Raw genomic sequence first — 12,096 nt, 5'->3', positions numbered from 1 at the left:
ATCTTCGATAGGCTTTCGACCCTTCTTTCCTTCCACCAAACCATGATGATCTATGAAGTGATGTGAGCTTGATCGTTCCAATAGGGAACAACCACATATCATCGCTAACATGGCCTCCTGATCGTTTATCGTTTCCTCCCACACTTCTGTTTGCATGCGTCTCTACACCCTTTCTTCTAAAATATGTAGCAGAATAGCCAACGAAATCAGCGAACGACAAAAAAGCACCCGCAAGTCAGGCATTTGCCTGCTCTTACGGGTGCTTCCCTCATAAGCCGTTCCATATGAGATTCGATTGAACGAGTCGCTCAAATCTTTCCTTTTTCTAATATATTCCATTCACTGTATCTGGTCAAGTCGAGTCTATATAAATTGAATTAAAGAATATTTACACTGCACACTCCGATGACAGAACAACCTTCCGATCGCTGTTATCCCCAGATTTTTTTGATTCCTTTTATAAAGGGGAAATCCGGGGATAGCGTATGCTTCCGATGTAGCTTTCTTGCAGAAAGCTTGTAGGCGCACGCTCCGCTTCTTCAGGTCCTTTCTGTCCTCTCCGTTTTGTGTAAATAGTTTAGTTCAATTTATATAGTTTTCCTTGTCTAATATCAACCCTTTAATCAACGGGAGAACCCTTCCCGCTTATGGTTAACAACCTACATAACTCAGCTTATTGATTGACCAGAATAGCTTTCATCGCCTCGGTCAGATCTTCTTCTTTCAGCATCATGTAGATGTTCTCGCCACGAGTCACATTCAGCTTGATCTGATAGATGGTATCTTTCTCGGTTAGATAACCAGACCGTTGACGTTTGAGCAGATCGCTAATGATTTCTTTATTTTGGGTTGCGACCTGCTTCTTGATGCTTAAACTCCCATCGATATATTCGGGCTCCGGGTTCGCCCACTGAAGCGAACCCGGACTGTTAATCTCCTGCTTCGCAAACTGAGCGGACACAATCTCGTCTGCCTGGACAAGCAACTGATCGTATAATTTGTTCTCTTTCAGCCAAGCCATTACCCGATCATAGCTAGGTTTGATCTCAAAATTCCACATCTCCCTCGGTAGAAATGGATCTTTCGAAGTAGAGTCCTGATTCATCTCTGCATAAGCAAACGACTGCCACGGAGAGCGCTGTTCTTCGTAGGTCTGATCCAAAATGTCCTGTTTCAAGAGTTCCTTGAATTCACGGACTTGCTCTGGATTGCTAATATACACCTTTCGGTATGAACTAGTGGAAGAGCGAATACCAAAACTTAATGCATCTTCTTCCAGCTTATACGTTTCAAAGGCAACTCTTTTGTAGTCCTGGGATTGTTTCAGAGCCATCAATTCCTGATGGAATTCAGCTTCTGGAATATAGTATTTACGTTTCATCACCTTGCCGTTATCCAGCTTGTAGTTAATAAATATATACTCATCGTTACGCATCCCTGGATTGATCGGATCATTTAATAAAGGAAGATCGGAATCCACGATTTTTTGATGAAGAGCGATAACTGCCCCCATGTATTCCGCATCATTAGAATAGAGGTGACCGTCATCCATCTTCTGATTGACACCGTTACTATAGATGTAACGCTCTCCGCCAAGCTTGATACTTTTAACCTTATTCAGTTCAGGCACCCGGGCAGCGTATCCATTCCAATCGGCAATAGGTACGTACAGTATCAGACCAGCGATAATACCATATAGAATCATCTTGGGTAGTAACTTGCTGCTCCAGATCAACCATGTTTTACGAATAATCATCTCGGCAACGATATAACCTACAACGCCACCAAGAATGTATCCGAAGATTCCCCATCCGGCTAATCCTCTTGGAGCAATAATCGTGAAGTAAGCTCCGCCAATCAGAACCAGCGTAAACATTAAACCAAAGCGGAATATAGGTTTCACAAGAGTGAATGTAACTGCTTGCGTAGCGGATTCAACCTGTCTCTTCGCATAGAGCACATAAGTCAGCGGAATAAACAGGATTGTAAATATCGAATAGATTATAAGCTCTCCATTAGTGACAGGAGAATAACTGATTGAAGCTACACGAAGAACAAGTGACATTTCTTCCGCATTACGTCCCAATTCATCGTACGGATATCCAAGCAAATAATGCTGGAGATGAAGTGACATAATGAACCACACAACAACAGGTAACAAGAGTAGCGCGTACACGGTGAGCCCCTGCAATACAGATTGACCAATACACATGCCGACCGCCACAGTTAGCATGAACATAAACAGCGAGTAGATACTCATGCTCAAGCCCCACATCCAGATTGTACTGCCATCGAACAGAAAAGCAGGTTGATCCAGTACAGCCCATACCCAGCCTGTAATCGCAGTTGTAATCCAGATTGGCAGCAGGATCAAGGCATATCCGGTCAACAGATTAACCGTTAATAGATGTTTACGACGTAACGGCAAACTATGGAACAGATCAGAAGGTGAACCTGATTGAATATACCGAAAAAGAAAGATTGCAGCCGCTACGGGCAGCGTAATGGCGAACAAAATCTGCACTTCACCATTGGCCTGAAACAAACTTGTAATCTGCTCTGGCACATCCCTGTACTCGGTAGCGATATATAATGGAAGTGAGAACAACAATGTGATGAGATATAAAATGCCTATCCATCCATGCTGTCTGAAATTTTGGATCAGGATGCCCCGGTTACAGAACAATCGGTTGAATATCATACCCTGCGTCCTCCATTTCGTAGATAAATATTTCTTCGAGCGTCAGAGGCAGTACATCCAGCAGATACGGATCATGTATACGGAATTGTTCCGTTACCTGTTGTCGGTTGCCTTTGACAATGTACAGGGATACACTTCCCCGTTTCTCTTCATGCAAAATATCAATCTGCTCATCCATGGCTTTAGCATGGTCCGGGTGGCGGAAAGCGACCTGGATTTTATGCGTATCGGCCTTCAGATCATCGAGATCCTTCTCTACAATAATTCGGCCTTTGTGCATAATCGCCACATGGTCACACAGATCTTCGATCTCACGCAAGTTGTGCGACGAGATGACAATGGTTACCTGACGCTCAGCTGCTTCCTGGAACAGCAAGTTTTTGATCTGCTGGCGCATGACCGGATCGAGGCCGTCAATCGGCTCATCCATCAGCAGTACTTCAGGCATACAGCTAAGTCCCAGCCATACGGCTGCCTGACGGCGCATGCCTTTGGACATGCGATGCAACTTGCGTTTGACATCCAGCTTGAACACGGTCGCCAGTTGCTTGAACCGTTCCTCGTTCCAGCGTGGATATACCGAACGATAAAATGCAGCCATCTGAGTTATTGAAGATTGTGGGAAAAAGTAGGGCGCATCTGCCATAAAGATTGTGCGGCCTTTGAGATCCATATTTTCATAAATCTCATTATCTTCGATACGAACTGTCCCGCTATCCTGACGGTAAATGCCAGCCATCATTTTGAGCAGCGATGTCTTACCTGCCCCGTTGGAACCGAGCAAACCATAGATCGACCCCTTATGTATGTGCATCGTTACGCCATCCACTGCCTTTTCCTGTTCAAACGCTTTGACGACTTGATTCAGCTCAATCATGAGGCTCCTCCTTCTCTATACGGGCCATCGCTTCCTCAAACAAAAGCGTCATATCCGCTTTGGTCAAACCGGAATACGAAGCTTCTGCAATCAACTTCACCAGAGACTCTCTGATCTCATCTCTCATGGCTTCATTCGGATGTTCCACTGACGATGATACGAAGCTTCCTTTTCCCTGCAAAGAATAGATGTAACCTTCACGTTCAAGCTCGCGATACGCTTTTTGAATCGTATTTGGATTCACAGTCAGCTGCGTGGATAACGCACGAACGGAAGGAAGCTGCTCGTCGGGCTTTAGAATACCGTATACGATCATTTCTTTGACTTTGTCCACAAGTTGCTCGTAGATCGCCTTACGGCTGCGTACATCTAATTCGAACATCCCGCACCTCCTTTCTGTAAATGTGTGTGAAATAACCTATGGGTTTAAATGACTGTATCTGAAGTGTATTAGGTGTATTAACTGTACTACTATTATTAATACAGTTAAATCACATTGTCAACCGTTAACTTTGACTTCCTGTTTTATTCGGAGTACGTTAAAGAGAGAGATAACATATGGTTTATTTGACATATAGAACATTTAGGAGCAAGTTCATTTCACCTTAGGATGGGGCATAATCTGGGTAGCATTCACATGAGGTAAGGCAAAGTGGGCTATTGGAAGCGTTACGACTACTTGAAGTGATCCGTCTACACGAAACCTTTGCTTTTAACGTTTAACGTTTAACGTTTAACGTTTAATGTTTGTCCAAATGACATACAAAGGTTGTTCAGGTCTTCCCCCTTCCGTTATGATGGAAATGAATATTGTTCGATAATCTCTGTATCTTGATTACTTTTTTGTGCGCGTTTAACCTGATTGATTGTTAGGTCTGTTATGCGTTATATAATATTGGTTTCCGTTATAGATCTATTGTCTGCACAGTAGTTGGCTGTTCAGCAGGCAGCTAAATTAGAGTTAGCGAGACTATGTACTTGCTTTAAGTTCGGGTTTGCACAAATGAGCTACTGTGAGAGGGCGAGTGTAGACTCGGCCATTATTCATTTGGTTTGTTGGTATGAAATTTGAAGATTGATATAGGGTTAGCGTTGATTGTGTCTGGGTCTGGGTCTGGGTCTGTGCAGCCTTCAGCCTTTTCAATCTTTTATTTGTTCGTTTGGAGTGCCAACTTGTGCTGTCCCTACTGGGCATACATATTGTAGATATGTCTTTCAAAAGGTGGACACGGACATGAGCAATCAACTTGGAATTGATATCCTACATATAGATTATTTACACTCTTTTATCCCAAAACATCTATATGTAGTGTTTCATTTTCCCGGATAGGTATAGTACCTTTTTAGAAAAAGTGTCCACTCTTTGAAAGACAAAAATGAGATGAGTGTCCTTTTGTAGTGGACAAGTATATGCCCCAATTCAATTGATGCAAGTTGAACTATACATTCACACGGAAATATCGAAAACAGGAATAGAACCGAAGAAGTGTAGCTAAAGCTTTCTATAGAAAGCTGCTCCCAAAGCATCTGTTACACCCTTAATACCTCACAAGGAGAATTCGAGATGAATGAACATAAACAGGATGAACAGCAGAATAATAAACCGAACGCATCACTCGAAACCAGTGGACACCAGAGGGAAATAACTGGGGAAATAACCACTTCAGATATCCGTTCCGTACAAACAACTTCATCATCACGTGTGTTAATTGTCACCGCGGTGGATGCGGAAAAAGATGCGGTCCTCCGCGGCTTGGGAGATACGGCCGCGGAACGTTTTGACGTCATCGCTGCGGGCGTTGGCCCAGCCTCAGCCGCTGCGGGAACAGCCGCTACATTGGCATATGCCGTAGCGGCTGCAAGCACAAGTGCGTTGGCGCACGGTTCCACCGCGCCAAGCCCATCGGATGTGGCACAGACATCTGCCACATCTTCAAGGCCGGGGCCCCTTGCCGGGGCCGGAAATTCACCAGCCTACATGCTGGTGATCAGTGCCGGCATCGGCGGCGGGTTCCCCGGCCGGGCAGACGTCGGCTCCCTCGTGGTAGCCGACGCCATGGTTGCTGCCGATCTGGGCTCGCAGACGCCAGACGGCTTCCTTAGTGTGGACGAGCTCGGATTCGGCTCGTCCATTGTAGCGGCGGACGCGGAGCTAGCCGCTCGCTTGCGCCATGAGCTGCAGCGGGCCGGGCTCGCTGTCAGCGGAGGCACGGCGGTCACCGTGTCCACGGCGACCGGAACAGCGGAGACGGCCGCGGAGCTATTGCGCCGCGTGCCGGATGCCGCCGCCGAAGGCATGGAAGGCTTCGGCGTGGCAACCGCTGCCCAGCAGTTCGGCGTGCCAGCACTCGAACTGCGGGCCATATCCAACGCGGTCGGTCCACGCGACCGCGACGCTTGGCGCATCAAGGATGCCCTCGATGCGCTCCAGGCTGCAAGTTCCATTTTACGGGAGGTTATTACATCATGAAAATTGCATTTTCCCCTTGTCCAAATGATACATTTATCTTTCACGCATGGGTGCACGGTTTGATCCCGGGCGCACCTGAGCTCGAAGTCCGTTATGCTGATATTGATATTACCAATGGTCTGGCGGCAAATCCAGATGGACCCGACACACCTGAAGTGATGAAAATATCTTATGCAGCACTGCCATACGTGTTATCTGATTATGCTCTGCTTCCTGCTGGAGGCGCACTCGGCAGAGGATGTGGTCCGCTGGTTCTGACCGCAAACGGTACGACCGATCCAGCCTATCTGTCTGGACGACGGGTTGCTGTGCCAAGTGAACGCTCGACAGCATATCTATTATTCCGTCTGTGGGCAGCACAAAATGTTCCCGGTGGCGTAGGTGAGATTGTCGTCATGCCATTCGACCAGATCATGCCTGCTGTGCGAGACGGCAAGATCGATGCCGGACTTGTTATCCATGAAGCACGCTTCACGTACCAGAACTATGACCTCAAACTGATGACGGATCTTGGTAACTGGTGGGAAAGCGATACGGGTCTTCCGATTCCGCTTGGAGCAATCATTGCACGTCGCAACATGGATGCTCATGCCCTCGCCGGATGGGCACGCGCCTCCGTTGAATATGCATGGGCGCACCCGGATGAGTCGAGAGCATACGTTATGGAACATGCCCAAGAAATGGACCCTGACGTAGCTGCACAGCATATCGGACTGTATGTTAACGAATTCAGCGCTAATCTGGGCGATGATGGCTACGGTGCGATTACTGCACTTCTTGGACGTGCCATGAAAGAAGGACTCGTTCCCGAGTTCGATCTTGATCTGTTGCGGATTTAACATTGCTTGATTTGGAGCTATAGCTAGCTGTACGCTCTAAAACTAACGAATCCTGTGCACCTTATTCAGCCGAATATCATACGTCAAAAATTCTAACGAATCCCAGACACTCTATTCAGCTAGAAATCGGTCATATCACCAACAAACTCACTTAATTTCACACAATAACGCTTCTACGATTCGTTAGAAATTGCGATGTGCCTATTTTTCGGCGAATAGCGAGCTCTCGGTTCGTTAAAGTCCGTCCCCAGGCGTTCTGAGGAGCAAGCTTCGTAGAAGCCTATCCGGGGATTCGAAATCTAAATGGTTTGTAAGTGTAGACTTAGGGTGCTACAAATTCGCAGGTTCTTTTCTAACGAATCCTATGCACCTTATTCAGCCGAATATCATACGTCAAAAATTCTAACGAATCCCAGACACTCTATTCAGCTAGAAATCGGTCATATCACCAACAAACTCGCTTAATCTCACACAATAAGGCTTCTACGATTCGTTAGAAATTGGTTTGTGCATATTTCCAGCGAATAACGTGCGCTCCTTTCGTTAGAGTACTGCATAGGGTACACTCGGGGATACAAACCTCTTAGCTAGCCTAGGTGATGTGGGTGTTCTAACGTCTTGTTTTTTTAGTGCTTGGTTACTTAGGGTTAAATAAAGGTCGTATTCAGAAAGCTCATGAATCGGAGTCTGTCCTTTAAACTCCCCGTAACCTGTTTCGCTAAATCCCTAATTTCTAGCAAAAGTGTGGTATAAGCCTTACCTGTTTAACAGTTTGGGGTTTGGGGTTTGCGGTTTGCGGTTTTAGAGTTAAACTGGCGAGATACCCACTGCAAACTAGCGACTGACCTCACTAACCATGTTGGACCATACATGACACACAAAATAGAAAGAGCTGTCCCTTAACGTCAGACGTATGACGACGGGACAGCTCTTTTTTTGACTTATATTTCAGCAGAAAGTACGCCTGCTTTACTCAACCTCACGCTCTCGACTTCGTCCTGTTCCTACCTACTCCTACATCCAATCCTTACTCCCACTTCCAAACGCACTTCTAATTAATCCTTCTTCTCTTCCTCTTAGCCGTATCTATTCTCGTTAGCCATGCCTACTCTCGCAAGCATTCCCTACGAATCAGCCACAATGGTGCGAATCATCATCCGCAGCGCATCCAGCATCACGGGTATAGGTAGCGAAGGGACGGAAGGTTGCAATACAGCCATCTCTGTCGAGGCCGGAAAGTGTACAAATCCGGCACGGATCGGAAGTTGCCCTACTCGAATGTGATCCAGCACCCGGTACATCGTGTTGTTGCAGATATACGTGCCTGCTGTATTGGAGACGGCTGCGGGAATACCTGCTGCTGACATGTCATTCACCATGGCACGTATAGGCAACGTGGAGAACAAACCGTCCGGGCTACCATCAACAATTGGCTCGTCCACGGGACGCTGCCCCTGGTTATCCGCGTAGGAGCCCTGCGGAATGTCTTTGACATTCACGGCGATCCGCTCTGGTGTGATGGATGTTCTGCCCTTGGCCAGCCCACAGGCGATGACCACATCTGGCCGATAGGCTTCCATCTCTGCGATCAGCAAGTCTGCACATTCATCGAAGTGCACGGGCAACAGTACTGTTTTTAGCTCAGCACCCTCCATCACTTCGTTCGCAAGAGTTTCCATTAACGCTCCTGTTGGATTCACCACATCCCCGCCAAAAGGTTCAAACCCGGATATCAGAATTTTCACCATCACACGTCAGCTCCTGTCTGTTTACTCCGATTTGTAACGCAATCCCCACTGGCCCCGAATCGTGTCCATCAGTTTCATGATTTCCAGGGATTCGTCCAGTTTAATGGTATGGCTCTCCGTCCGACCTTCGAGAATACAGCGTCCCGCTTCTTCTGCCTCAAAAGCATAACCAATACATGTTCGATCATCCGTGAACTTCTCCGGCTCGTCCTGACCATTCACATGAAGATAGGCTTCTTTGCCCGCCAGGAATAAAGGGAGACGAATCTTGCCTTCCGTACCGTATATGACCGCTTCATTGCTGAGGTTCAGACGAATGGCAGCACTCAGTGATGCCGAACGCCCTTCGGAATAGGACAATAATACGGAAAACTGCTCGTCCACCCCCGTCTCACCGATATTGGCCGTACTCCATACATGCTGGGGCTGTTCGCCAAAGATCATCGAAGCAAAGGAGATCGGATACACCCCTGCATCAAGCAAAGCTCCCCCACCCAGATCGGGATTAAGCAACCTTCCTTCCGGCTCCCAGCCGACACGGAATCCAAAGTCTGCCTGGAGCAAACGTACTTCACCGATTCGTCCTTCTGCAATCCATGCTCTGGCTTGAGCGATCGGCGGCAAAAAGCGTGTCCACATCCCTTCCATAAGGAAGAGGTTGCGCTCCCGTGCCGTCTCCATAAGTTGCTCCAACTGACGCGCATTCATCGTGAACGGCTTTTCACAGAGCACCGCCTTGCCTGCCTCCAGACAAGCCATGACATTCTCCTTATGCACAGGATGAGGTGTTGCCACATAGATAATATCTACCTCAGGATCTTGCAGCATCTCATCATAAGAACCGTAAGCGCGTGCAAAACCATATTCAGCTGCAAACTTCTCCGCGCTTCCCGCTGTCCGTGAACCTACCGCTGCTTTCACTGCGTTCCCGGCATGCTCCAGATCCCTTGCAAACTGGGATGCAATCCATCCCGTGCCCATAATGCCCCAACGTACTTTGTCCCGTCCCGCTACTTCTGTCATATTAAAGCCTCCCTACTGCAAATGGTGTTAAAAAGGTTCATGATTCAGATCAGGCCAACAGGTTATCCCCTTTATTTTACCAAAAAGAAAGGCTTACGTCAGAAAACGATTTCGATTATGTACTCTCATTAGAATTCCAGCTCATCAGGGACTCGAACATCTCTGTGTACATTTCAATTCTCCAGTAGATTTGCTAAGATTATCAGCAGACTTGGGTCAAGAGTTCTTGTCCCTAAGCTGACTTGTAACTAGGGCGTGTCTGAAAACTCCGAAGGAAACAGTCTTTGCTGAATTTTCGTTCCAAGCAAGAAAGGTTTTCCGTAGGCGTGCCGGGGCACGTCAAAGGGAAGTGACGCTGTGTGGGGCGAAAAGGCGGTAAAAGATGCACATCAACGAGTTTGGAGACACGTCCTGGGGACAAACCGGTTACATTATCCATCCCTTCTGATCAACATATCCTATACCCGTCTTACATGTATAAAACATCTAACTATACCGCAAACGTGCTTTTGATAAGGCAGCCAGTAATCATAACATCATGCGAAACGCATCAATAGATGTTCAAGAAAAACGTTCAGGTTCGAGCGAATATAGTCCCGTTCCAGATTCAATCATTACCCAAATAACTTTTCATAAGAGAGGAGGTCGCATAGCACCATGACTACCATCCCTGGTACCGACCACAGCGGCATGAATCCACATCTGTTGCATCAGCAGACAAATGCCAATGCAGAAAAGGAACCCTTAAACCGGGCAAATCTGGATGCATTCCTGGATGATACCTTGATCGAACTTCGTCAGGCAGAACATATAATATCTCGTGGTAAATGGCGCTGGTCCACTACTGAGCTTGCTCATCATACCTTTATATACATGCACAAATTCACAGGCCAACTGATCATGAATGGGACCGAATCCCTCGTGGTTCGCAAATCAGCTTGTCTGTGCACACCAGGAACTGCAATTGAACTGATCGGAGATGCAGACCATGATATTGAACTATATATCATTCACTTCGATCTGTATCGGGCTACGGAGAAGACCAAAGCCAGACGAATCTACGAACGTGAGCTCAGTTCACCTGTGACAGGCTGGATTCAGGGCCCCTTTTACGGTATACAGCGCATTGCCGTACAGCTTACACAACTTAACAACGATAATTCGCAAAAAGACTTGAAAGCACAGCTCTTCCTGACGGAACTGTTACATATGCTCTGGCCTCAAGAAGACCCGACTGACGTAGCGGCTGGGCAGGATGAACCCGAACAGTGGCTCAGGTCCACCCTGCAATACATGCGCGAAAACTATATGAACGAGATCAAGCTGGAAAAGCTGGCTGAACTGGCTGACATGCACCCGTCCTATTACTCACAGCTATTCAAGAGTCGCATGCAAAAGAATCCGATTGAATACATCACGCATCTGCGTATGAACCGGGCCAAGGAATTGCTGCTCACTTCCGATCTGCGTATCCGTGATGTGGCCCGCAAAGTGGGTTACCGTGACGAATTCTATTTCAGCCGACGTTTCCGGAACCATGCTGGTTATGCGCCAACTTCCTATTCGAAGCAAGTCCACCGGAATATCGTGTCACTCTCCTATCCATACACGGATCACCTGATGACACTGGGTATCACGCCATGTGCAGCTCAGATTCAGGGCCACCTGCCTCATATGCCCAAATCGTTGGCACTGCCCTTCCACGCTTATGAACCGTGGGAACAGGGACGTCAGGCATTCCTGGATGTGAATCCTGAATTGATTCTGACCAAGGACAATGCAGCAGCAAAAGCCATGGAGCACATTGGCGATGTCGCCCCTATCATCACGATTCCCTGGAACCAGACAGACGTCTTTGGTCATCTGCATCAGATTGCATCCATTGTGGATCGTACCCAAGCAGCCACAGATTGGCTCGATCGACATGAGCGCAAAGCCGAGCGTGCACGCAAAAAAATCAAGGAATTAGCCGGGGATATTACCGTTGCCGTTGGCACGTTAACGCCTAAAGGTCCACGGATGTACAGCCATCGCAACTTCGGACATGTCTTTTACCGCAGTCTGCAATTGGCCGCTCCTCAGCGCATTCAGACCGAACTGGCTGGCAAACCTGCCGGCGTCGGATTCAACTGGCTGCCCTTCACACCAGGAGAATGGGACGGACTGGAGGCAGATGTGCTGGTGCTGGCGGTTAATTCTATGCATGAAAAGGCAACACTGTTGAAAGAGATGGCTTCGAATCCGCTATGGAACAGCCATCATGCGGTAAAAAACGGACGTGTACATCTCATCGACTGGAACTCATGGGTCGTATATGCTCCATATTCCATCAACATCCAGCTCGATGAAGCGCTCTCTATGTTGACGAACAAACCTTCACTTATGTAATCTAAAAAATGTCCATCTCCAGAATCTTAATTTATGCCATGTACGGGCCT

Annotated in this window: 8 protein-coding genes; 3 read left to right on the top strand and 5 right to left on the bottom strand. The window is 47.4% G+C overall.

Going from position 1 to position 12,096, the window contains the following annotated elements; translation table 11 throughout:
* Positions 1-673 precede the first annotated feature (673 nt).
* The 3 genes from NKT06_RS05590 to NKT06_RS05580 are packed head-to-tail and all read right to left on the bottom strand — an operon-like array spanning position 674 to position 3,960.
* Entirely contained in the window at positions 674-2,701 is a 2,028-nt protein-coding gene (locus NKT06_RS05590; protein WP_253431063.1) for a hypothetical protein, read from the bottom strand.
* The gene (locus tag NKT06_RS05585; protein WP_253431060.1) at positions 2,676-3,578 is read right to left on the bottom strand and encodes an ABC transporter ATP-binding protein; all 903 of its coding nucleotides are present in this window, start codon (positions 3,576-3,578) and stop codon (positions 2,676-2,678) included. The genes NKT06_RS05590 and NKT06_RS05585 overlap by 26 nt, the downstream gene beginning before the upstream one ends.
* Positions 3,571-3,960, bottom strand: a complete 390-nt coding sequence (locus NKT06_RS05580; RefSeq protein WP_036606399.1) for a GntR family transcriptional regulator — start codon at positions 3,958-3,960, stop codon at positions 3,571-3,573. The genes NKT06_RS05585 and NKT06_RS05580 overlap by 8 nt, the downstream gene beginning before the upstream one ends.
* A gap of 1,182 nt (positions 3,961-5,142) precedes the next feature.
* Here NKT06_RS05580 and NKT06_RS05575 point away from each other — a divergent pair.
* Positions 5,143-6,048 (top strand): futalosine hydrolase, encoded by a 906-nt coding sequence (locus NKT06_RS05575; RefSeq protein ID WP_253431057.1) that lies wholly within the window; start codon positions 5,143-5,145, stop codon positions 6,046-6,048.
* Complete coding sequence (locus NKT06_RS05570) at positions 6,045-6,887, top strand: 1,4-dihydroxy-6-naphtoate synthase (RefSeq protein WP_253431054.1); 843 nt, start codon at positions 6,045-6,047, stop codon at positions 6,885-6,887. The genes NKT06_RS05575 and NKT06_RS05570 overlap by 4 nt, the downstream gene beginning before the upstream one ends.
* 1,124 nt (positions 6,888-8,011) lie before the next feature.
* On the opposite strand, the gene NKT06_RS05565 is transcribed toward NKT06_RS05570, so the two are convergent.
* A complete protein-coding gene (locus NKT06_RS05565) occupies positions 8,012-8,635 on the bottom strand; it encodes a pyroglutamyl-peptidase I (protein WP_253431050.1) in 624 nt (207 codons plus the stop codon).
* A gap of 21 nt (positions 8,636-8,656) precedes the next feature.
* Positions 8,657-9,658: a Gfo/Idh/MocA family protein gene (locus NKT06_RS05560; protein WP_253431047.1), complete on the bottom strand. Its 1,002-nt coding sequence runs from the start codon at positions 9,656-9,658 to the stop codon at positions 8,657-8,659.
* 657 nt (positions 9,659-10,315) lie between these two features.
* Between NKT06_RS05560 and NKT06_RS05555 the strand changes: the two genes are divergently transcribed.
* Complete coding sequence (locus NKT06_RS05555; RefSeq protein ID WP_253431043.1) at positions 10,316-12,046, top strand: AraC family transcriptional regulator; 1,731 nt, start codon at positions 10,316-10,318, stop codon at positions 12,044-12,046.
* The last annotated feature ends 50 nt before the right edge of the window (positions 12,047-12,096 follow it).

It is taken from the genome of Paenibacillus sp. 1781tsa1, assembly GCF_024159265.1.
In the GTDB taxonomy this organism is placed as follows: domain Bacteria; phylum Bacillota; class Bacilli; order Paenibacillales; family Paenibacillaceae; genus Paenibacillus.
This window is presented reverse-complemented; position numbering and strand designations above follow the sequence as displayed.